Below are 21,308 nucleotides of genomic sequence, written 5' to 3'. Positions count from 1 at the left end.
CCAGTTTGCCGGACACATTGCGCGCCTGAGTTCAATCCGGTGGATTGGGCCAATCAGGGGACTGCGATGGCAAACCTAACAATCAACGGAAAAACCTTCACCCTCGACGTCGAGCCGGATACGCCCCTGCTGTGGGCGATTCGCGAGAATGCGGGCCTGACCGGCACGAAATACGGTTGCGGCATTGCACAATGCGGCGCCTGCACGGTTCACATCGAAGGCGTCGCCACCCGCTCCTGCGGGGTTTCGGTCAGCGAGGCCGAAGGCAAGAAGATCACCACGATCGAAGGGCTCGCCTCGGGCGACACGCTGCACAAGGTGCAGGAGGCCTGGATCGCCCAGGACGTGCCGCAATGCGGCTATTGCCAGAGCGGCATGATCATGGCCGTGGCCGCGCTGCTGAACGAGAAGCCGAAACCGACCGACGCCGACATCGACGAGGCCATCACCAACATCTGCCGCTGCGGCACTTTCCAACAGGTGCGTGAAGCGATCCACACGATCGCCAGCGCGTAAGGAGCCGCCTCATGAACAAGCATGTTTCTCCCAGGATGAACCGCCGTGCCTTCGTCATCGGCAGCGCCACGCTGGGCGCCGGCCTCGCCATCGGCCTCGACATCCCCTTCGGCGGCCCCGCCGTGGTCCGCGCCGCGGACGGCTCGCCCGAGATCGGCGCCTGGGTCGTGATCAGGCCCGATGACACTGTCGTGATCCGCATCGCCCGCTCCGAGATGGGCCAGGGCTCGCTCACTGGCCTCGCCCAGCTCGTGGCCGAGGAGCTCGAATGCGACTGGACCAAGGTCACGACCGAATACCCGACCCCCGGCACGAGCGTCGCCCGCAAGCGCGTCTGGGGCGATTTCTCCACCGGCGGCAGCCGCGGCATCCGCTCCTCGCAGGATTATGTCCGCAAGGGCGGCGCCACCGCGCGCGTGATGCTGATCCAGGCCGCCGCCGACGGATGGAAAGTGCCGGCCTCGGAATGCACGGCCGAAAACAGCGTCATCACCCATAAGCCCTCGGGCCGAACCACGACCTACGGCAAGGTCGCCGAAGCCGCCGCGAAGCTGACGCCGCCGGCCGAGGTCAAGTTGAAGGATCCGAAGGACTGGAAGCTGATCGGCAAGGGCGTGAAGCGGCTCGACACCCTCGACAAGACCACCGGCGCCATGATCTACGGCGCCGACGTCAAGCTGCCGGGCATGCTGAACGCCGCGATCAAGGACTGCCCGGTGTTCGGCGGCAAGCTGAAGAGTTTTGACGAAGCCAAGATCGCCGCCATGAAAGGCGTCAGGAAGGTCGTCAAGGTCGGCGATACCGCGGTTGCCGTGGTCGCCGACACCTGGTGGCACGCCAAGACCGCGCTGGAGGCGCTGCCGATCGTCTGGGACGAAGGCGACAACGCCAAGGTCTCGAGCGAGTCGATTGCAAAATGGCTGGCCGAGGGGCTCAAGGACGACCAGCCGGCCTATGTCGGCAACAAGAACGGCGACGCCAAGGCCGCCATCGCCAGCGCAGCCAGGAAGGTCGAGGCCGTCTACTCCTATCCCTACCAGAACCACGCCACCATGGAGCCGATGAACGCCACCGCGCTCTACACCGCGGACAAATGCGAGGTGTGGTGCGGCACGCAGAACGGCGAGGCGGCCTTCGCAGCGGTGCTGGAGGCCTCCGGCCTGCCGGCGGAGAAGTGCGACGTCCACAAGGTGATGCTTGGAGGCGGCTTCGGCCGGCGCGGCCAGACCGATTATGTCCGTCAGGCCGTGATGATCGCCAAGCAGATGCCGGGCACCCCGGTCAAGCTGCTGTGGTCGCGCGAAGAGGACATGGCGCACGGCAGGTATCACCCGATCACCCAGTGCAAGATGACCGGCGCGTTCGACGCCAACAACAATCTGATCGCGCTGCACTACCGTCTGTCCGGGCAATCGATCCTGTTCTCGCTGCGCCCCGAAGCGCTGCAGAACGGCATGGATCCGGCGGCCTTCCAGGGCGTCGCCCAATCCGGCGAGGCCGCGTTCGGCTATTCGGTGCCGAATCTGTTGGTCGAGCACGCGATGCGCAACCCGCACGTCCCGCCCGGCTTCTGGCGCGGCGTCAACGTCAATCACAACGCGATCTACATGGAATGTTTCATGGACGAGCTGGCCCAGGCCGCAGGCCAGGACCCGCTCGAATTCCGCCGCAAGCTGATGGGCAATCACCCCAAGCACCTCGCGGTGCTCAATGCGGTCGCCGAGAAGATCGGCTGGGACACACCGGCGCCGCAGGGCGTCTATCGCGGCATCGCGCAAGTGATGGGCTATGGCAGCTATGTCGCCGCCGCCGCCGAGATCTCGGTGACCGACGGCAGCAAGATCAAGGTGCATCGCATCGTCGCCTCCACCGATCCCGGCTACGTCGTCAATCCGGCGCAGGTGGAGCGGCAGATCGCAGGCTCCTTCGTCTATGGCCTCTCCGCGCTGTTCTACGGCGGCTGCACCGTCAAGGACGGCAAGATCGAGCAAACCAACTTCGACACCTACAATTCGATGCGCATCGGCGAGATGCCGAAGGTGGAATCGGTGATGGTGCCGAGCGGCGGGTTCTGGGGCGGCGTCGGCGAACCCACCATCGGCGTCGCGGCGCCGGCGGTGCTCAACGCGTATTTCGCAGCGACCGGCAAACGCATCCGCTCGGTGCCGCTGCGCGACCAGAACATCACCTTTGCCTGAGACACGCGGCGGCGGCCACGACGGCCGCCGCCGCACGCTTTTCCGGACAAGTCCCATGAATGTGCCGGTGACACGGCGGAATGCCGTCCTCGGCATCACCGCCGCGGCCGCATCGCTCGCCATACCTTCGATCCTGCGCGCGCAATCGGCAGGCCGCATCGTCGTGGTCGGCGGCGGCTTCGGCGGCGCGGCCTGCGCGCGTGCGCTCAAGCGCGCCGGCGCGAACCTGCAGGTCACCTTGATCGAGCCGAACAAGATCTTCGCCTCCTGCCCGTTCAGTAACGAGGTGATCGCCGGCCTGCGCAAGATGGAGACGCAACATTTCGGCTACGACAAGCTCGCTGCTGCGGACGTCACCGTGATCAGCCAGGCCGCCGCGAAGATCGAGCCGCAGCAGCGACACGTCACGACGGCCGATGGCACGGTGCTGCCCTATGATCGTCTCGTGCTCTCGCCCGGCATCGACTTCCATGTCGAAGCCCTGCCCGGCTACGACGATGCGGCATCGGAAATAATGCCCCATGCCTGGAAGGCAGGCGCGCAGACGCTGCTTCTGCGCAAGCAGCTGGAAGCGATGGACGACGGCGGCACGGTCGCCATTGCCATTCCCGCCAATCCCTCGCGCTGTCCGCCCGCGCCTTACGAGCGCGCCAGCCTGATCGCGCATTACCTGAAGACGAACAAGCCCCGCTCCAAGGTGCTGATCCTCGATGCCAAGGACAATTTCTCCCAGCAGCGGCTGTTCGAGAAGGCTTGGAAGGAGCTCTACGGCGGCATGATCGAGCGCATCGCGCTGTCGCAAGGCGGCCGCGTCATCTCGGTCGATTCGGCAACCATGACCATCGTCACCGAATTCGGCAATTACACGCCCGATGTCGCCAACGTCATCCCGCCGCAACGTGCAGGACGCATCGCCGAGATCGCGGGCGCTGCGGATGCGACCGGCTGGTGTCCGATCGATCCCGTCGGCTTCGAGTCGAAACTCGTCCCGAACATCCATGTCATCGGCGATGCCTGCCTCGGCGGCGGCATTCCCAAATCGGCGTCGGCCGCAAGCTGGCAAGGCAAGGCCTGCGCCGCGGCCATCACCGATCTCCTCGCCGGCCGAGCGCCGCAAACGCCGCGGCTGGCCGGCATCTGCTACAGCACCGTCGCTCCCGGCTACGGCTTCTCCCTTGCCGGCAACTACCAGCCAAGAGGCGACATCTTCGCCGAGGTCGAGGGCGGCGCGACCAGCCCAGTCGATGCCCCGCGCGAATTGCGGGTGCGCGAGGCCGCTGAAGCGGAGCGCTGGTTTGAAGCCATCACGGCGGACACCTTTGGCTAGAGCAATGATGGGAAGAAGCTGCCGGAACCATCACGGTGCGCTCCCTCCGCCGCCTGCGGGGAAGGGTTGGGGAGAGGGTTTCTCCGCTCGCGAGAACCCCCAAGAGGAGAGAGCCCTCACCCGCCGCTGCGCGACGACCTCTCCCGCAAGCGGGAGAGGTAAGAGGAGCCCGCGGCTCGACCTCTCCTCTTACATTCGATCGATTGCCGCCGCGGTGATCACGATAGGCTTTACGCTTGCCATCAACGCTAGAGCCGAAGACCTCATCCCCTACAACATCGTCGGCGACGGCATCCCGCAATCGCTCACCGGCTCGCCCGGCGATGCCGAGCGCGGACGCGCGCTCGTGCTCGCGCGCACCACGACCTGCATCCTCTGTCATTCCGGCCCGTTCCCGGAAACGCGGTTCCAGGGAGATCTCGCGCCCGACCTTGCCGGCGCCGGGAACCGATGGACGGTGAGCCAGTTGCGGCTTCGACTGGTCGATGCGTCACGATTCAACGCCGAGACCATCATGCCGTCCTATTATCGCACCGACGGCCTCGTGCGGGTCGGGCGCAATTTCGCCGGCAAGCCGATCTTGTCGGCTGCCGAGATCGAGGACATCGTGGCCTTTCTTGCAACGCTTCGCGACTAGGACCGTCATGCCAACCACGCGACGACAATTCCTGAGCCTCGCCGGAGGCGTCACGGCCGCCGGGACGATCCCGGTCGTCACCCTGCGTCCGCTGCAAGCAACGCCCGCGATGCTCGATCACGCGATCCGCAATATCGTCGGCGAAGCCCCGATCCGCACCGGCAGGATGAAGCTCGACATTCCGCCGCTGGTCGAGAACGGCAACGTGGTGCCGATGACGGTGAGCGTCGCAAGCCCGATGACGGCAGACGACCACGTCAAGAGCATCCACGTCTTCAACGAGAAGAACCCGCAGCCGAACATCGGCAATTTCTATCTCGGCCCCTCCTCCGGCCGGGCCCAGGTCTCGACCCGGATCAGGCTCGCCGACACCCAGAAAGTGGTGGCGATCGCGCGCCTGTCCGACGACACGTTCTGGCAGGTCGCCGCCGACGTGGTCGTGACTCTGGCCGCCTGCACCGAGGAGATGAACTGATGGCCGCGCTCATCAACGTTCCCCCAAAGGCCAGGCGCGGCGACGTCATCGAGATCCGCGCGCTGACCTCGCACATCATGGAGACCGGATTTCGCCACACCGTGGACGGCAAGCTGGTGCCGCGCGACATCATCACGAGCTTCTCCTGCCGCTACAATGGCGCCGAGATCTTTCGCGCCGATCTCTTTCCGGCGATCGCGGCCAATCCGTATCTGTCGTTCTTCACCGTCGCCAAGGACAGCGGCAGATTCGAGTTCGAATGGATCGGCGACAACGGCTATTCGACAACCGCATCGGCATCGATCACGGTCGAATGAGCGTTTGGCGCGCGATAGCGGCGGCGGCCTTGTTCGCCACGGCCCCTGCCTTGATTGCCGGCGAAATCCCGCCCGATGCGCGCCGATCCGGCTATTCGTTCATGGGGCCGGATACCCGGGCGATGCAGGACGACGACACCTCCAATCCGGCCATGCTGTTCGTGCTCGACGGCGAGGCGCTGTGGGCGAAGAAGACCGGCAGCGCGGAGAAGGCCTGTGCGGATTGCCATGGGGAGGCGCGCGCCAGCATGAAGGGCGTCGCGGCGCGCTATCCCGCCATCGACAAGGCGCGTCGCCGTCCCGTCACGCTCGACCAGCGCATCAATCTCTGCCGCGCCGATCACCAGCGGGCAACGCCGCTGCCCTACGAGAGCCGCGACCTCCTGGCGCTCTCCGCGTTCGTCGCCCATCAATCGCGCGGTGTCGCGATCACCGCCGGCGACGATCCGCAGGCAAAACCCTTCGTGGAGCAGGGCCGCGAGCTCTTCATGCAGCGCGAGGGCCAGCTCAACCTTGCCTGCACCAATTGCCATGACGACAATTTCGACAAGCGCCTTGCGGGCGCGCCGATCACGCAAGCGCAGCCGACCGGCTATCCGCTCTACCGCCTGGAATGGCAGACGCTGGGATCGCTCGAGCGGCGGCTGCGGAGCTGCATGACGGGCGTCCGGGCCCAAGCGTATGACTACGGCTCGCCCGAGCTGGTCGCGCTCGAGCTCTATCTGATGTCGCGGGCGCGTGGCCTGCCGATGGAGACGCCGGCGGTGCGTCCTTGAAAGGAACCGGCCGGCATTTGCCGGCCGCTTCGAACGCGTTCGCGCGTTGCCTACTCCGCCGGCGCCGCCGACATCTCCGGATGCGCGGCATAATGTTCGCTGACGCCGAGCTTGCCGGCGGCGAACAGGCCGGCCGCCATCACGGCGTAGGCCAGCGCGACCGCGGGCGTCACGCCAAAGCCGCCACCGATGCCGACGGCCTCGCCATGCATGAAGCCGAAATAGGTGAGCACGGCACCGACCAGAGCAAAGGCCGAGGCCTTCTCGAAATCCCGCTCGATGATGAAGACGCCGATCGCGCCGAGGATGAGGCCGCCGAGGATGGAGCCGCCGCCCATCACCTCGAGCCCATGATAGAACACGCCCTGCTGCGGCAGCGCGGCGATCGCGGCCGCCTTGACGGCGTCGGCCTTGTCGGCCGCCAAGCCGCCGACGGTTGCCGCCGCATTCATGGTCGAGCCCAGCATCGTGTCGATCTGGAGCTTGGCCCAGGCGGCCAGATGCGGCGTCAGCGCCAGCACGATCGCGGGCGCGTGCTTGACCGGCGTGGTCTGGAACGCCTGCGCACCGATCAGCATGCCGATATAGAGCAGGATCGGCGAGATCGCGACGACGGGCACGAGGGCCAGCAGCACCGAAATGATGCCGAACCAAGACAGCACGATCACCATGATGCCGGTCGCAGCGGAATAGCCGATCCGGTCGCCCATCGCCTTCCAGCCGGGATGGCCGATATAGACGGCGTTGATGAAGGGATTGCCCATCAGGCAGCCGATCAGGCTGACGACGCCGTCAGCCGTGAGCACGCGCGTGGTCGGATATTCGTCGCCGGCAGCCTCCGCGCTCTCGACATTGTCCATGGCTTCGACCAGATCGTAGATGCCGAACGGAATGGCAGTGACCAGGATGATGCCGAGGAATTCGAAGCCGGAGAAGACATAGCCTATTGCCGGGATCGGCACCGAGAAGCCGAAATTGGCAAATGCTGCGCCGACGCCGGCGAGGCTCAAGCCGCCGGTGCCGAGCCCGAACAGATTGGAGCCCCAGGCGATGACCATGCCGACGGCGATGGCGACGAGGCCGGCGGGAATGCCGCGCCAATACTTCACTCCGCCGAACCAGCTCACCAGGATGATGGCGAAGCAGACCAGACCGATCTGCGGCGTCATGTACATTTCGAGCGCCGGCCGCATCGAGATGAAGGTGACGGAGACGCCGGCAAGCGTGCCGAGCAGCGCCGCGCGCGGCGTGATCTTGCGGATGAACGGCGCGATGAAGCCGCCGATCATGAGAATGAAGCTCTGGAAGAACACCCAGACCAGGCCCGCGGACCAGCCCTTGAGCGGATCACCGGTCTTCAGGGTGATCGGCAGCATGATCACGAAGGTGACGATGAACATGTGGGGCACGCTGACGCCCGAGGGCAGCGCACAGACGTCGCTGCGGCCGGTCTTCTGCGCCAGACGATAGGCAAGGTAGGCGTAGTAGAAGGTCGACAGGCACATCATCAGCCCGAGCGCGGGCAGGATGCGGCCAAACACCAGACTGTCCGGCATCTTCAGGACGAAGCGCAACAGGCCCGTCAGCACCAGCATGTTGACGAGGATGTTGGTACCGAAGCCGAAAAACGCATTCCAGTCGCCCGATGTCCATAGCGCCGGCTTGAACTCGGACTTGTTCAGATCAGAACTGCCGGCCGCCCCCGTCAATGTGCTCATGATAGTACCCCTATGTGGTCGAAACCTTCATTGCCTCCAGAACTGCGGCTGAATCCGCGACCCAGCCGAAGATGCCGCCCTGGGCCTTGATCATCTTCAGGCCCATCTCGTGAAATTCGGGGAAGTAGGATGCGCAGCCGTCGGAGATGACGACGCAGCGATAGCCGCGATCATTGGCCTCGCGCACCGTGGTGTTGACGCAAACTTCGGTGGTGACGCCGCAGACCAGCAGGTTTTCGATGCCGTATCTCTCCAGCACGTCATTGAGCTCGGTGGCGTAGAACGCCCCCTTGCCGGGCTTGTCGATCACGACCTCGCTGTCGAGCGGATAGAGCTCGGGGATGATGTCGTGGCCGGCCTCGCCGCGAATGAGGATGCGACCCATCGGGCCGGGATCGCCGATGCGCAAGGACGGCGCGCCGCGCTCGATCTTCGCCGGGGGCGCGTCGGAGAGATCGGGCAGATGGCCCTCGCGGGTGTGGATCACCAGCATGCCGGTGTCACGCGCCGCTTTCAGCACCGCGCCGATCGGCTTCACCGCGTGCGCAAGCTGGCTGACGTCGTTGCCGAGCGTCTCACCGAAGCCACCGGGCTCCATGAAGTCGCGCTGCATGTCGATGATGAGAAGCGCGGTGGCGGACCAGTCCAATCTGACCGGCTCGGGCTCGGCGTTGATGACGCCCAATGTCGGCTTGCTCAAGTCCAGCATGACGCCCGCCCCTCGCGAGAACTGCGCGAGGAGTTCTGCAAGCGGCGTGCCATTGTGTACAATTGCGATGGCGCCCAGGCTGCGAAAGAATTTGCTGTGGGCTCAGAAGGTTAGGCGAGCGTTCGGCGCCTGCTCATTCGCTGTGCGACGGCTTTGCGACGTGCATTTGCATAAAGGATGGGCGAGTGCTGAAGCTCCGTCCGCCGTCATTCCGGGGCGACGCGAAGCGGCGAGCCCGGAATCCATAACCACGATCGTGAGTATGGATTCCGGGCTCGCGACTTCGTCGCGGCCGGAATGACGACCGAGAGAATGGCGGCTACTTGGCCCCATACAGCCGCCGATACTCCTCCTCATACGGCGCATACGAGTCCTTCAGTGTCGCCATGTTGAGCAGCATGGTCGCCACCACCGCGCCCGCCTTGTCGAACACGCGCGTCTTCACCCAGGCGCTTTCGGTGCGGCGGCTGCCGGAGAGCGCGACCACCTCGCGCTCGACCTCGTAGTCCTCGTCGACGAACAGCGGGCCCTTCACCAGCCGGATCTCTTGGTCCGCGAACAGGCCGACGGCCGGGCCCCTGGCCGGCAGCGGATCGTCCTTGGAGCGGTACTGGAACAGCACGCTCAGCATCTCCATCGGGATGATCGGCCTGCGCCAGGGATTGTCGGCAGTCGAGTAGTAAGGCGAGCTCTCGGTGATGACGGCGAGCTTCTGCCTGAGGGAGAACGGGTAGAGGTCACCCATGATCTGGTCGAACGCCATCCGCACCGTCTGGCGCTTGCCGGTCTGAGCGACCTTCACATCGCGCAGGATCACGGGATCGGCGAGCGGCTTGAGCTCGGCAAGGCGGGTCTCCAGCGCCGTCGCCGCGTGCGGTTCGCCGACCGAAGCCGTACCGCGCAGCACCTCGGTGCCGTCGCGCTTGACCATCTGGATCTGGCACTGGCTGGTGCCGGGCAATGGCTTCGACAGGATCGCCTGCACCTCTTCGCCCTCGTAGCAGACGCTGCGATAATGCGCGGACAGGCATCCGGTCTCGAACCAGGCCTGTCCCCACAATCGCGCGCCGAGCGGGGCGAACTGACTGAAATGCGTCGGGCCTTCGATTGTGCCGCCCTTGAAGCCGAGCTTCTGCGCGGTGGCGTCGTCATGGATCGAGGCATGCGCGTCGTAGGTTTGCGCCTGTAGCATCTGACGCGGCTGGCGCCACGGCCCGATCAGGGTCTCGGTCGTCTCGGTGATTTCGGTGTCGAATGCTTTTGCAGCCATGATGTCCTCCGCTCGCAAGCCATGACTAGCAGGAGCGCCACGGATGCGGCCAGCCGTATTGACTTCGCCGGCCCATGCTCTTGACTGGGATCCTCCGCTTCGCAAGCCGCAATCCTCCCGCGGTGCAAAATCCTCGCCGGGCCAGAACAATAAGGACTCCACCACATGACGCTGTTGCAGGTCGAGCTGGACGATAAATACCGGCTCGAATCGAAGCGGATCTTCCTGTCCGGCACACAGGCCCTGGTCCGCTTACCCATGCTGCAGCGCGAACGCGACCGGCTTCAGGGACTCAATACCGGCGGCTTCATCTCCGGCTATCGCGGCTCTCCGCTCGGCATGTACGACCACGCGTTGTGGCGGGCGAAGTCGCACCTCCAGCAGCACGACATCGCCTTCGTTCCCGGACTGAACGAAGACCTCGCGGCAACCGCCGTGTGGGGCAGCCAGCAAGTCGGCCTGTTTCCCGGCGCCAAGGTCGATGGCGTGTTCGGCATCTGGTACGGCAAGGGCCCGGGCGTCGATCGCTCGGTCGACGCGCTCAAGCACGCCAATGCGGCCGGCACGTCGCGCAATGGCGGCGTGCTGGCGCTCGCCGGCGACGACCATGGCTGCCAGTCCTCGACCCTGGCGCATCAGAGCGAGCAGGTGTTCGCGGCCGCGCTGATCCCCGTGATCAATCCCGCCACGCTGCAGGACTATCTCGATCTCGGCCTCTACGGTTTCGCGCTGTCGCGTTTCTCCGGCTGCTGGGTCGGCTTCAAGGCGATCAGCGAGACCGTCGAGAGCTCGGCCTCGATTGACAGCGACCCTGAGCGCATCAAGATCGTGCTCCCCGAGGATTTCGAGATGCCGCCGGGCGGCCTCAACATCCGCTGGCCCGATCCGCCGCTGGAAGCCGAGAAACGCCTGTTCGGGCCGAAGATGGCCGCGGTGCAGGCCTTTGCCCGTGCCAACCGGCTCGACCGCATCGTGCTCGATTCCAAGCCGGCGCGGCTCGGCATCGTCGCGACCGGCAAGGCCTATCTCGACCTGCGGCAGGCGCTGGCGGATTTGGGCATCACCGACAAGGACGCGCAGGACCTTGGCTTGCGCATCTACAAGGTCGCGCTGACCTGGCCGCTGGAGGAAAGCGGCGCCAAGCGTTTCGCCGAAGGTCTCCAGGACGTGCTCGTGGTCGAGGAGAAGCGCGGCTTCATCGAAGACCAGCTGATGCGCATCCTCTACAACGTCGATGCCTCGAAGCGCCCGACCGTCACCGGCAAGCGCGACGAAAGCGGCGCGCCGCTGCTGCCGAGCGAGGGCGAGCTGACGCCGACCATCGTTGCAGGCGCCCTGGTGGCGCGGCTGCGCAAGCTCGGCCACCACAGCCCGGTGCTGGAGCAGCGCCTCGCCCGGCTCGAGGCGTTCGACCATCCCGTCACCACGAGCACGCAGATCAAGCTCGCCCGCACGCCGTTCTTCTGCTCGGGCTGCCCGCACAACACCTCGACGCGCGTGCCCGAGGGCAGCCGCGCCATGGCCGGCATCGGCTGCCACGGCATGGCGCTGAGCATGCCGACCCGCCGCACCGATCTGATCTCGCATATGGGCGCCGAGGGCGTGAACTGGATCGGCCAGTCGCCCTTCACGAGCGAGAAGCACATTTTCCAGAATCTCGGTGACGGCACCTATACGCATTCCGGGCTTCTGGCCCTGCGCGCAGCATCGGCCGCCGGCATCAACATCACCTACAAGATCCTCTACAACGATGCCGTCGCCATGACCGGCGGCCAGCCAGCCGAAGGTGCCTTCAACGTCGCCCAGATCGCCCATCAGGTCTGGGCCGAGGGCGTCAAGCGGCTCGCGATCGTCTCGGACGATCCGAGCAAATACCCGCAAGGCAACTACTTCCCGCAAGGCGCGACCATCCACCACCGCCGCGAGCTCGATGCCGTGCAGCGCGAGCTGCGCGATATCAAGGGCCTCACCGTCATCATCTACGACCAGACCTGCGCCGCCGAGAAACGCCGCCGCCGCAAGCGCGGGCTCTATCCTGATCCCGCCAAGCGCGCCTTCATCAATGAGCTGGTCTGCGAAGGCTGCGGCGATTGCTCGCAGGCCTCGAACTGCGTCTCGGTGCAGCCGCTGGAGACCGAGTTCGGCCGCAAGCGGCAGATCGACCAGTCCAATTGCAACAAGGATTTTTCCTGCGTCGAAGGGTTCTGCCCAAGCTTCGTCACCGTGCACGGCGGCACGCTGAAGCGCATGAAGACTTCGGCGGTCGATTCCGGCCAGCTGTTCGCCGACCTGCCGCTGCCGCCGGCGCGTGAGCTGGACGGCCCCTACAACATCCTCGTCACCGGCATCGGCGGCACCGGCGTCATCACCATCGGCGCGCTGCTCGGCATGGCCGCCCATGTCGACGGCCGCGGCTGCTCGGCGCTGGATTTCACCGGCCTGTCGCAGAAGAACGGTGCGGTGATGAGCCACGTCCGCATCGCTCCGAAGCCGGAGGACATCTCCGCCGTCCGCATCACCACCGGGGGCGCCGACGTCATTCTCGGCTGCGACATGATCGTCTCGGCCGGCCCCGCCGCCCTCAGCCGTGCCGAGCGCGGCGTGACGAAGGCCTATATCAACGCCGATCTGCAGCCGACCGCGAGCTTCGTGCAAAATCCGGATCTCGACTTCGAGATGGGCACGATGCAGACCGTGCTGCGCGACGCGATCGGCGATAACAACCTCGACATCATCGACGCCACCGGCATTGCAGCGGCGCTGATGGGCGATTCCATCGCGACCAATCCCTTCATGCTCGGCTTCGCCTTTCAGAAGGGCGCGATCCCGCTGTCGCTGGAGGCTTTGCTCCGCGCCATCGAGATCAACGGCGCCGCGATCGAGATGAACAAGCTCGCCTTCACCTGGGGCCGCCTCGCCGCCCACGACATGTCGCGGGTGCGCAGCGTGCTGCAGTTCAAGAGCCGTGCGTCCGCGCCCGCGAAGTCACTCGACGACATCATCGCGACCCGCGCCGAATTCCTGACCTTCTATCAGGACAAGGCCTACGCCGACCGCTATCTCGCGGCCGTCGCCAAGGTACGCAAGGCGGAGAGCGCCGTCTCACCCGCGTCAACGGAGCTGACCGAGGCCGTCGCGAAGAACCTGTTCAAGCTGATGTCCTACAAGGATGAGTACGAGGTCGCGCGGCTCTATACCGATGGCAGCTTTGCGAAGAAAGTGTCGGAGAAATTCGACGGCGACTTCACGTTGAAATATCACCTCGCGCCGCCGATCTTCGCCAAGCGCGACAAGGTGACGGGCCGGCTCCAGAAGCAGGAGTTCGGCGGCTGGATGCTCCATGCCTTCCGCGTGCTCGCCAGGCTGAAATTCCTGCGCGGCAGTGCGTTCGATCCGTTCGGCCGGACCGAGGAGCGCCGGACCGAGCGCAAGCTGGTCGCAGATTATCTGGCGATGATCGACCAGCGGATCGCCAACCTGAAGCCGGAGCAGATCCCGCTGCTGACGCGGCTCGCGCGCGTGCCGGAGACGATCCGCGGCTTCGGCCACGTCAAGGAAGCCAACATCAAGCTCGCGGCAACCGAGACGGCGCGGCTTGAAGCGGAACTCGAGAACAGCCGCTTTGCGGCAGCGGCGGAATAAGGACTGGGACCAGCTCTCTCCACGTCATTGCGAGGAGCTCGCGACAAAATTGCGCAGCAATTTGCGCTGATGCGACGAAGCAATCCAGATTGCTTCCGCGGAAACATCTCTGGATTGCTTCGCTTCGCTCGCAATGACGGGGGATAGAGCGAGTTACAATCAGACGACCTTCTTCGCGGCGGTCGGCGCCACTGCCACCCCCTCCGCCAAATGCCGCCCCGCGATATACCCGAACGTCAGCGCCGGTCCCAGCGTGATACCCGACCCCGGACAATTCCCGTTCATGATCGAGCCCATGTCGTTGCCGCAGGCATAGAGGCCAGCAATCGGGCTGCCGTCCGCGCGCAGCACACGGGCCTGCGCGTCGACCTTCATGCCGATCGCGGTGCCGAGATCGGCCGGATGAATGCGCATCGCGAAGAACGGCGCCCGCGTGATCGGGGCCACGCATGGGTTGGGCTTGTGGCTGACATCGCCGAGATGGCGCTGATAGAGGGTGCTGCCGCGGCCGAACTCGGGGTCGCGGCCCTCCTCGGCGTCGGCATTGTAGTTCACGATCGTCGCCGTGAGGGTGGACGGCTTGACACCGATCCTGGTGGCGAGCTGCGCGATATCGGCCGCCTCGATCAGCTCGCCACTCGCCACATAACGCCGATAGCGGCGCGTGAACGGCCTGATGCGGCCGAGTCCGTAAGCCCATAGGAAGCGGCGGTCGCAGATCAAATGGAACGGCCGGTCCGGCTCGCCGGTGCCGTCGCGCAGCATGGCGAGCACGAATTCGTGGCAGGACAGCGCTTCGTTGACGAAGCGCCGGCCCGCGGCATTGACGGCGATCACGCCCGGCTTGGCGCGGTCGGTCACCATGTGCGGAAATACGCCGCGGCTGCCGTCGGCCCTGGGGAACAACGAGGCCGGCACCCAATAGGCCGGGCTGGTCGCGTCCGTGTTGAGCGCGGCGCCTGTCGCTGCGGCGAGCCGCAGCCCGTCGCCGGTGCTGGAGGTGTTGGCCGCCGAGACCAATCCGGCCGCCGCCGGAAAAAGACGCTTGCGCAACACGACATCGTGCGAAAAGCCGCCGGTCGCCAGCACCACGCCGCGGCGCGCTGCGATCGACCGGTCACGGGAGCCATGGCGGATCACCACGCCGCTGACGCGATCGCCCTGCATCGAGAGATCTTCGACATCGGCGCTGAAGAGAAATTCGACCTGCCGCGCCAGCAGCGAGACGTACAGCCGCGCGGCAAGCGCATTGCCGAGATGCAGCGTCGTGCCACGCGGGCTTCGCAGCCGCTGCAACGCATAGGCCGAAACCAGCCTTGCCACGCGCATGGTCGAGCGCAGGGAATTTCCAACTCTGCGCAGATGCGGAATGTCGAGACGATCGACCATCATCCCGCCGAACAGCGTGGACTCCGGCAGCGGTGGCCGCAGGCGCGCAAAGGCCTCACCCAGCCGCCTGCCGTCGAAAGCAACCGGCGCCAGCACGCGGCCGCCCGAAGTCGCACCCAGTCGTTCCGGATAATAATCCGGATAGGCCTTAACCGACTGCAGACGAACCTCGGTGTTGGCTTCGAGATAGGCGATCGCCTCGGGCCCGCGCGCGAGGAAGGCGGCACGCAGGCCGGCATCGGCGGGCTCGGGCACCGTGCTCGACAGATATTGGACGGCATCCGCGACACTGTCGGAGAGCCCGGCCTCCTTCATTTTCGCATTGGCAGGGATCCAGACCATGCCGCCGGACCAGGCCGTGGTGCCGCCGACGAACGCGGTCTTCTCGATCATCAGCACGCGCAGGCCTTCGGCCGCCGCCACGGCGGCCGCCGTCATGCCGCCGGCGCCGGCACCGACGACGATGACGTCGTAGGTCGCATGCGCCGGCATCATGCGGCATTGTTCCTGGGACGGGGCATGACATTGTCATACCTCGCCCCTGAGCCTGCAGCTAGCGTTGCGGCTTGCGCTCGATCGGGTCGATGTCGATTGCCCGCAGGCGGCCGAGCCGGAGCACGTCCATGGCGAGCCGCCGGCCGATGCGGTCGCGATCGAGCACGCGGATCAAATCGTCGACGCCGTTGATCTCGACGCCATCCAGCCTGATCACGACGTCGCCGGGCAGCAGACCTGCTTTCGCCGCAGGGCCGTCCGGCTCGATCTGCGCGAGCAGCGCGCCCATCTTGTTCTCGACGCCGGCCAGCACCGCGTGCCGCCGTGGCACCGGCGCGGTCTGCCCGGCGACGCCGATATAGGCGCGGCGGACATAGCCGTGGCGGATGATCTCCGACAGCACGAATTGCGCGGTGTTGCTGGCGACCGCGAAGCAGATGCCCTGCGCACCGTTGATGATGGCGGTGTTGATGCCGATCACCTCGGCATGCGACGACAGCAGCGGTCCGCCGGAATTCCCAGGGTTGAGCGCGGCATCGGTCTGGATCACGTCTTCGATGGTGCGCCCGCTCACCGAGCGGATCGAGCGGCCGAGCGCCGAGACCACGCCGGCCGTGACGGTCGATTCGAAGCCGAGCGGATTGCCGATGGCGATCACGAGCTGGCCGCGACGCAACGTCTTGGAATTGCCGAGCGCGGCATAGGGCAAATGGCGCACGCCGTTGGCGCGCAGCAAGGCGAGGTCGGTATCGGGATCGACACCGAGCACCTGGGCGTCGCCGACATGACCCTCGACATCGCGCAGCCGGATCTCCTTCGACGTGCCGACCACGTGGCTGTTGGTGAGCACGAGCCCGTCCGGCGAGATCACGATGCCCGAGCCGAGCCCGCCGCGTTCGCGTCTATCAGGCACTTTTGGTCCGGTCTCGACCCGCACGACCGCGGGGCCGACCCGGTCGGTGACGTCGATCACGGCATTGGAATAGGCGTCCAGCAACGCCCGGTCATCGACCGGGGCAGCCGCCGCCGTTCGCGATGACGGTGTGTCATCGACGACATCTGAGGTGAAATCCAGCATGGCAAGAGTCCTTGAAGGCTCACACAGATGGTGGCTTGTTCCCTACCGCGCAAGGACCGCAGGGCCGGACTGCCCAGATGGCTAGGGCGCCCGCCTCAGCGAGCCGCCCCTCGCCTTGACCGGATCGAGCAGCGACCAGTCGCCGTCCGGCAGCACGTGGCCCTTGGGGAACGGCGCGCGCAGCTCGAGCCCGAGCGAGCGCAGCACGCGGTCGTCGCGGTAGTAGCATTGCAGGACCACGCGGACGAGTGTTGCGGCGGCCGCGCCGCCGTCCCTGCGGAACTCCTGCGCGACGACTTCGCGCGCATCGGGGGCGATATCGGCGAGCGGCATCCCCGCAAGCCTCGCCAGATGGTCCAGCGCCGCTGCCACCGGCTTGGCGTCGCGGCCGAGCGTCGCAAGGATGTCGGCCTGGATGATGTCGTCATCCGCGCCCGGGACGCGATATTCCTCGCTCGGAGGAATGATCATGGCGGCGATCGTGCGGAGATCCTGGCGCTGCCGCGGCGTGAGCGTGAGCTGTTCAGGCATGTCGTCCTCTCGTGGAAACCTTGCAGCCGCAGTGAAGGTGCGCTCCCTCCCCCGCTTGCGGGGGAGGGTTGGGGTGAGGGTCTTTCCACAGAGGGGCTCCCCCAGAGGAGAGAACCCTCACCCGGCACTTCGTGCCGACCTCTCCCGCAAGCGGGAGAGGTGCACCGAGGCCGTCGCTTGCTTGGATCCACATCATGATCAATCGAACAAATTGGCGAGGCGCTGCTTCATCTGGTCGGCGATGTAGAGCGCGAGGGCCTGGATGGTCGAGGTCGGGTTCACGCCGCCCGAGGTGACGAAGATGCTGCCGTCGACGATGAAGAGGTTCTTGACGTCGTGGGTGCGGCCCCATTCGTTGACGACGGAGCGCTCCGGATCGGTGCCCATCCGCGCGGTGCCGAGCAGATGCCAGCCGCCCCAGGGGATCGGTGAGTTGATGCAGATGTCGGTCGCGCCTGCCGTCTCCAGAATCTCCCGGCCGCGGGCGAGTGCATGCTCCATCATCTTCCGGCTGTTCTCGCTGATCGTGTAGTCGACCTTCGGCGCGGGAATGCCGTGGCTATCCCTCAGCACGGGATCGAGCGTGACCCGGTTGTGCTCCTCCGGCAGATCCTCGCAGATCGCGGAGAAACCCAGGCGATGGCCATTGAGCTTGCGGAAGATACGGTGATGATCCTTACCCCAGGGCAAGATGCCCTTCTGCTCGCTGACGACGGCCTCGAACACCGGGCCCGCGCCCCGCACGAACTGCACGCCGTAGCCGCGCACGAAGCCGCGCGACAGATCCGTGTCATACCACTGCTTGCTCCACAGGCAGGTCGGCGGCGCACGGTTGCTGTCGGTCGGCTCCGTCACATAGCCGTAGATCTGCGCATAGGGATGGAACATCAAATTCTTGCCGACGAGACCGGACGAATTGGCGAGCCCATTCGGGAAGCGGCTGGAGGCAGAATTCAAGAGCAGCCGCGGCGTGCCGACGCCGTTGCAGGCGATGATGACGACATGCGCGGGCTGAAACTGCTCGACGCCGTCCTTGTCGTAGTAGACCACGCCCGAGGCCATGCCGTTCTCGTCGGTGGTGATCTCGCGCACCCGGCAATGGGTGCGCAGCTCAACGCCGGCGCGGATCGCATGCGGCCAATAGGTGATGTCGGTGGAGGACTTCGCGCCTTGCGCACAGGCCGGGGTGCAATGGCCGAGATTGATGCAGCGCGCCCGGCCCTCATAGTCCATGGTCGCGACCGTGGTGTCCGACGGCCACCAGTGCCAGCCGAGCTCGTTCATGGCCTTGCCGATGATGGCGCCGGACAGGCCGAGCGGCTGCTGCGGCATCGGCGGATGGGTCAGCGGCGAGAGCGGATCGCCTGAGAGGCCCGACGTGCCCATCATGCGGTCGTTCTCCTCGAAGAACGGGGTCAGCGCGTCGTAGTCGATCGGCCAGTCGTCGGCGACCCCGTCCAGCGTCTTCACCTTGAAATCGGAGGGATGCAGCCGCGGCCAATGCGCGGTGTACATCACCGTCGAGCCACCGACCGCATTGTAGTTGACGACCTTGATCGGCGAATTGTCGTCGTTAACGGGATAGTCCTCGGGCCGGCCGCGCACGTTCGGGCTCGACGACCACTCGCCGTAGAATTTGGCCTCCCAGTCCCGGCTGGTGCTCGGATATTCCGCCGGGTTCATCCAGCCGCCCTGCTCCAGGCAGAGAATGTGCATCTTGGTCTCGGCCAGCGACCACGCCACCGCGGCGCCCGAAGCGCCGGCGCCGATGATCAGGACGTCCACGGGGTCTTTCATCGCAACCTTTTCCTCCCGCCCTCGCCGCTTTCCGGGCGATTCGGCCTGCACGGTTCGCAAGTCCCGCGAACGATAGGATCAGAGCGGCGGGGGAGTAAAGCCGCGAGGCCGGAATGACGCACTTCGTGGGGTGCAGACCATTGGTATCGCCATATCCGGATGCTAGGAACGGGCAGACTGGCAATCGATAGCGAGACCGCATGTCCTTCCGAAATGTCTTTGCCGCCGCCCGCGCCTTCGCGCTCGTTTGGTTCTGCGCCTTGCCCGGCTTCCTGGCGTCTGCCCAGCCGGCCGCGGCGCTGACCGCCGCCGCGACGGCCCGCGACGGCAATTCCATCCAGCTCGGCGACGTCACCTACCGGCTCGACGGCGTCGATGCGCCCGAGCTGGACCAGGTCTGCATCGACGATCACGCCGATCCCTGGACCTGCGGTATCGAGGCGCGCGACCAGCTGGCCAAGCTGATCAACAAGCGCTCCGTGCGCTGCGACGATGTCGGGCCGGAGAAGAGCTTCGGCAAGCGGCACCGGGCAATCTGCACGGCCGAGGGCGACAAGGTCAGCCTGAACGAGCAGCTGATCAGGCTCGGCTTTGCCGTCGCGCGGGAGCCGATCAAGGCGAACGTCAAGCCGGCGGCCAGCGAAGCCAAGACGGCGTCGGCCGGAATCTGGAAGGGCTGCTTTGTTGCACCGCAGGACTTCCGCGCCGGCAAGAAGGACGGCGCACTCCTGGGCTCGGCCTGCCGCCCGGATCGCGACAAGGAGATTCGCGCCGTGCTGTTCCCCGAGGAGCTGACGATGCCCCCGAGCTGCAGCATCAAGGGCAAGCTTGCGGTGCGCGCGCGCGTCACCGGCAATATCGGCATCTATCATTTGCGGGGCTGCCCGAGCTATCCGGCGACCACCAGGCCGGACCGCTGGTTCTGCTCGGAGGACGACGCCCAGGCGGCCGGCTTTCGCAAGGCTTATAATTGCCGCCGCCCGAAGTGAGCAAAGCGCTTCACGCAGCCGTGAGTAGTAGTCCGGCTCCGTATTGATCCGGAATTGAACCAGGCCGGGACTTGCTGCATTTGTATGCGTACGCAAGCGCTTGCGCGAGCGTTTCCTTGGCGGACGATCCTCATCGGATTGTCTTTGCTTGGGCGTTTCCTCCCTAGACTTGGGCCGCTTGTCATCGCAAGCGGCTCTTCTTTTTTGGGGCGGGTCTCGTCACTGCATCCGCATGATCTGGTCCATCGGCGCCATGTTCGCATTCAGATGCGCCATGCATGCCCGGCGGGACCGCGTGCGCCGGGCGCGACCATGACCGGCACGATCTGTCTTCTGCCTCGCATCGTCCGTGCTATCGTGATGAAAAAGCGGGGAGAAAGCGTCATGCGCCTGAACGACAAGGTCGCCATCGTGGTCGGAGCCGGACAAAGCCCCGGCGAAGGCATAGGCAACGGCCGCGCCACCGCGCTGACCTTCGCGCGCGAGGGCGCGAAGGTCCTGTGCGTCGACCATCATCTGGAATCCGCGCAGGAGACCGTTGCGATGATCGCCGCGAAGGGCGGCACCGCCGCGGCGTTCAAGGCCGACGTGACCAGGTCGGCCGAGATCAAGGCGATGGTTGAGGACGCGCAGTCGCGCTGGGGCCGGATCGACGTGCTGCACAACAATGTCGGCGTCAGCCTCTCCGGCGGGGACGCCGAGCTGCTGCAATTGACAGAGGAAGCGTTCGACCGCGTCGTCGCCATCAACCTGAAGAGCTGCATTCTCGCCGCCAAGGAAGTGATCCCGATCATGCGCGCGCAGAAGAGCGGCGCCATCATCAACATCTCCTCGATGGCCGCGATCACGACCTACCCCTACGTCGCCTACAAGGCGACGAAGTCGGCGATGATCGCCTTCACCGAACAGCTTGCCTACCAGAACGCCGACTACGGCATCCGCGCCAACGTCATCCTGCCCGGCCTGATGAACACGCCGATGGCCGTCGATACCCGCGCCCGCGAATGGCACAAGACCCGGGCCGAGGTCGAAGCCGACCGCGACAGCAAGGTGCCGCTGCGCAGAAAGATGGGAACGGCGTGGGACGTCGCCAACGCCGCACTGTTTCTGGCCTCCGACGAGGCGAACTTCATCACCGGCGTGACCCTGCCAGTGGACGGCGGAGCGAGCGTGAGACGGGGGTAGGTGAGGTGATCTTCCCCCGATAAAGTGGACGGGTTAAGCGGCTTTTAGCTCCATCTCGATCGGGGGGATATATCCGAGTGCGGAATGGAGCCTTGTCCGGTTATAGAATCCTTCGATGAAGCTGAAGATATCGCGCTGGGCCTCAGTGCGGGTCTTGTAGTTGCGATGATGGACGAGCTCGGTCTTCAGGGTATGGAAGAAGCTTTCCATCGGGGCGTTGTCGTAGCAATCGGCCCTGCGGCTCATTGATGCCGTCATG

The 21,308-nt window shown here is 65.7% G+C and carries 18 protein-coding genes; 10 read left to right on the top strand and 8 right to left on the bottom strand.

Annotated elements, in window-relative coordinates:
• The first annotated feature begins 66 nt into the window (after positions 1 to 66).
• From K410_RS0112070 to soxA, 7 genes are all read left to right on the top strand, one after another.
• A complete protein-coding gene (locus K410_RS0112070; RefSeq protein ID WP_028135089.1) occupies positions 67 to 516 on the top strand; it encodes a (2Fe-2S)-binding protein in 450 nt (149 codons plus the stop codon).
• Positions 517 to 527: 11 nt separating this feature from the next.
• A complete protein-coding gene (locus K410_RS0112065; protein ID WP_028135088.1) occupies positions 528 to 2,714 on the top strand; it encodes a xanthine dehydrogenase family protein molybdopterin-binding subunit in 2,187 nt (728 codons plus the stop codon).
• Between the two features lie 55 nt (positions 2,715 to 2,769).
• The gene (locus K410_RS0112060) at positions 2,770 to 4,041 is read left to right on the top strand and encodes an NAD(P)/FAD-dependent oxidoreductase (protein ID WP_028135087.1); all 1,272 of its coding nucleotides are present in this window, start codon (positions 2,770 to 2,772) and stop codon (positions 4,039 to 4,041) included.
• Positions 4,042 to 4,255: 214 nt separating this feature from the next.
• Positions 4,256 to 4,678, top strand: a complete 423-nt coding sequence (gene soxX / locus K410_RS0112055) for a sulfur oxidation c-type cytochrome SoxX (RefSeq protein WP_245269364.1) — start codon at positions 4,256 to 4,258, stop codon at positions 4,676 to 4,678.
• A 7-nt stretch (positions 4,679 to 4,685) separates the two neighbouring features.
• On the top strand, positions 4,686 to 5,153 hold the full coding sequence (locus K410_RS0112050) for a SoxY-related AACIE arm protein (RefSeq protein WP_028135085.1): 468 nt from the start codon (positions 4,686 to 4,688) through the stop codon (positions 5,151 to 5,153).
• On the top strand, positions 5,153 to 5,470 hold the full coding sequence (gene soxZ, locus K410_RS0112045) for a thiosulfate oxidation carrier complex protein SoxZ (RefSeq protein WP_028135084.1): 318 nt from the start codon (positions 5,153 to 5,155) through the stop codon (positions 5,468 to 5,470). Before K410_RS0112050 ends, soxZ begins: the two co-directional genes overlap by 1 nt.
• Complete coding sequence (soxA, locus tag K410_RS0112040; protein ID WP_028135083.1) at positions 5,467 to 6,246, top strand: sulfur oxidation c-type cytochrome SoxA; 780 nt, start codon at positions 5,467 to 5,469, stop codon at positions 6,244 to 6,246. The genes soxZ and soxA overlap by 4 nt, the downstream gene beginning before the upstream one ends.
• Before the next feature lie 50 nt (positions 6,247 to 6,296).
• Here soxA and K410_RS0112035 read toward each other — a convergent pair whose 3' ends face one another.
• The 3 genes from K410_RS0112035 to K410_RS0112025 form a co-directional block, all read right to left on the bottom strand.
• A complete protein-coding gene (locus K410_RS0112035) occupies positions 6,297 to 7,964 on the bottom strand; it encodes a hypothetical protein (protein ID WP_028135082.1) in 1,668 nt (555 codons plus the stop codon).
• 10 nt (positions 7,965 to 7,974) lie between these two features.
• On the bottom strand, positions 7,975 to 8,673 hold the full coding sequence (locus K410_RS0112030) for a cysteine hydrolase family protein (protein ID WP_028135081.1): 699 nt from the start codon (positions 8,671 to 8,673) through the stop codon (positions 7,975 to 7,977).
• Positions 8,674 to 8,992: 319 nt separating this feature from the next.
• On the bottom strand, positions 8,993 to 9,943 hold the full coding sequence (locus K410_RS0112025) for a hypothetical protein (protein ID WP_028135080.1): 951 nt from the start codon (positions 9,941 to 9,943) through the stop codon (positions 8,993 to 8,995).
• A gap of 165 nt (positions 9,944 to 10,108) precedes the next feature.
• On the opposite strand from K410_RS0112025, the gene K410_RS0112020 reads away from it, so the two are divergent.
• Positions 10,109 to 13,585, top strand: a complete 3,477-nt coding sequence (locus K410_RS0112020; RefSeq protein ID WP_028135079.1) for an indolepyruvate ferredoxin oxidoreductase family protein — start codon at positions 10,109 to 10,111, stop codon at positions 13,583 to 13,585.
• A 159-nt stretch (positions 13,586 to 13,744) separates the two neighbouring features.
• Here K410_RS0112020 and K410_RS0112015 read toward each other — a convergent pair whose 3' ends face one another.
• From K410_RS0112015 to K410_RS0112000, 4 genes are all read right to left on the bottom strand, one after another.
• Positions 13,745 to 15,469 (bottom strand): FAD-dependent oxidoreductase, encoded by a 1,725-nt coding sequence (locus K410_RS0112015; RefSeq protein WP_028135078.1) that lies wholly within the window; start codon positions 15,467 to 15,469, stop codon positions 13,745 to 13,747.
• A gap of 58 nt (positions 15,470 to 15,527) precedes the next feature.
• Entirely contained in the window at positions 15,528 to 16,547 is a 1,020-nt protein-coding gene (locus K410_RS0112010) for a S1C family serine protease (RefSeq protein WP_028135077.1), read from the bottom strand.
• An 81-nt stretch (positions 16,548 to 16,628) separates the two neighbouring features.
• Entirely contained in the window at positions 16,629 to 17,078 is a 450-nt protein-coding gene (locus tag K410_RS0112005; protein WP_028135076.1) for a hypothetical protein, read from the bottom strand.
• Positions 17,079 to 17,276: 198 nt separating this feature from the next.
• Positions 17,277 to 18,875 (bottom strand): GMC family oxidoreductase, encoded by a 1,599-nt coding sequence (locus K410_RS0112000; RefSeq protein WP_028135075.1) that lies wholly within the window; start codon positions 18,873 to 18,875, stop codon positions 17,277 to 17,279.
• Between the two features lie 200 nt (positions 18,876 to 19,075).
• Here K410_RS0112000 and K410_RS0111995 point away from each other — a divergent pair, with 200 nt between their 5' ends.
• Together K410_RS0111995 and K410_RS0111990 are read left to right on the top strand one after the other, a co-directional pair.
• Positions 19,076 to 19,864 (top strand): thermonuclease family protein, encoded by a 789-nt coding sequence (locus tag K410_RS0111995; protein ID WP_028135074.1) that lies wholly within the window; start codon positions 19,076 to 19,078, stop codon positions 19,862 to 19,864.
• A 384-nt stretch (positions 19,865 to 20,248) separates the two neighbouring features.
• Positions 20,249 to 21,049 (top strand): SDR family NAD(P)-dependent oxidoreductase, encoded by an 801-nt coding sequence (locus K410_RS0111990; protein ID WP_028135073.1) that lies wholly within the window; start codon positions 20,249 to 20,251, stop codon positions 21,047 to 21,049.
• 33 nt (positions 21,050 to 21,082) lie between these two features.
• Here K410_RS0111990 and K410_RS0111985 read toward each other — a convergent pair.
• Positions 21,083 to 21,308: integrase core domain-containing protein (locus K410_RS0111985; protein WP_155253358.1), on the bottom strand; the 226-nt coding region annotated here is incomplete at its 5' end.

Origin of the sequence: Bradyrhizobium sp. 22, from assembly GCF_000482425.1 — a bacterium.
Classification (GTDB): domain Bacteria; phylum Pseudomonadota; class Alphaproteobacteria; order Rhizobiales; family Xanthobacteraceae; genus Bradyrhizobium; species Bradyrhizobium japonicum_B.
The sequence above is the reverse complement of the archived record's forward strand: the minus strand, read 5'-3'. Positions and strand labels throughout refer to the sequence as shown.

Bases quoted from the DNA above. Each gene is read 5' to 3' on its own strand.
- K410_RS0111995 (WP_028135074.1), top strand. From the start codon at position 19,076: ATGTCCTTCCGAAATGTCTTTGCCGCCGCCCGCGCCTTCGCGCTCGTT.
- K410_RS0112005 (WP_028135076.1), bottom strand. From the start codon at position 17,078: ATGCCTGAACAGCTCACGCTCACGCCGCGGCAGCGCCAGGATCTCCGC.
- K410_RS0112010 (WP_028135077.1), bottom strand. From the start codon at position 16,547: ATGCTGGATTTCACCTCAGATGTCGTCGATGACACACCGTCATCGCGA.
- K410_RS0112025 (WP_028135080.1), bottom strand. From the start codon at position 9,943: ATGGCTGCAAAAGCATTCGACACCGAAATCACCGAGACGACCGAGACC.
- K410_RS0112000 (WP_028135075.1), bottom strand. From the start codon at position 18,875: ATGAAAGACCCCGTGGACGTCCTGATCATCGGCGCCGGCGCTTCGGGC.
- K410_RS0111990 (WP_028135073.1), top strand. From the start codon at position 20,249: ATGCGCCTGAACGACAAGGTCGCCATCGTGGTCGGAGCCGGACAAAGC.
- K410_RS0112065 (WP_028135088.1), top strand. From the start codon at position 528: ATGAACAAGCATGTTTCTCCCAGGATGAACCGCCGTGCCTTCGTCATC.
- K410_RS0112035 (WP_028135082.1), bottom strand. From the start codon at position 7,964: ATGAGCACATTGACGGGGGCGGCCGGCAGTTCTGATCTGAACAAGTCC.
- K410_RS0112015 (WP_028135078.1), bottom strand. From the start codon at position 15,469: ATGATGCCGGCGCATGCGACCTACGACGTCATCGTCGTCGGTGCCGGC.
- soxA (WP_028135083.1), top strand. From the start codon at position 5,467: ATGAGCGTTTGGCGCGCGATAGCGGCGGCGGCCTTGTTCGCCACGGCC.
- soxZ (WP_028135084.1), top strand. From the start codon at position 5,153: ATGGCCGCGCTCATCAACGTTCCCCCAAAGGCCAGGCGCGGCGACGTC.
- K410_RS0112030 (WP_028135081.1), bottom strand. From the start codon at position 8,673: ATGCTGGACTTGAGCAAGCCGACATTGGGCGTCATCAACGCCGAGCCC.
- K410_RS0112050 (WP_028135085.1), top strand. From the start codon at position 4,686: ATGCCAACCACGCGACGACAATTCCTGAGCCTCGCCGGAGGCGTCACG.
- K410_RS0112070 (WP_028135089.1), top strand. From the start codon at position 67: ATGGCAAACCTAACAATCAACGGAAAAACCTTCACCCTCGACGTCGAG.
- K410_RS0112020 (WP_028135079.1), top strand. From the start codon at position 10,109: ATGACGCTGTTGCAGGTCGAGCTGGACGATAAATACCGGCTCGAATCG.
- K410_RS0112060 (WP_028135087.1), top strand. From the start codon at position 2,770: ATGAATGTGCCGGTGACACGGCGGAATGCCGTCCTCGGCATCACCGCC.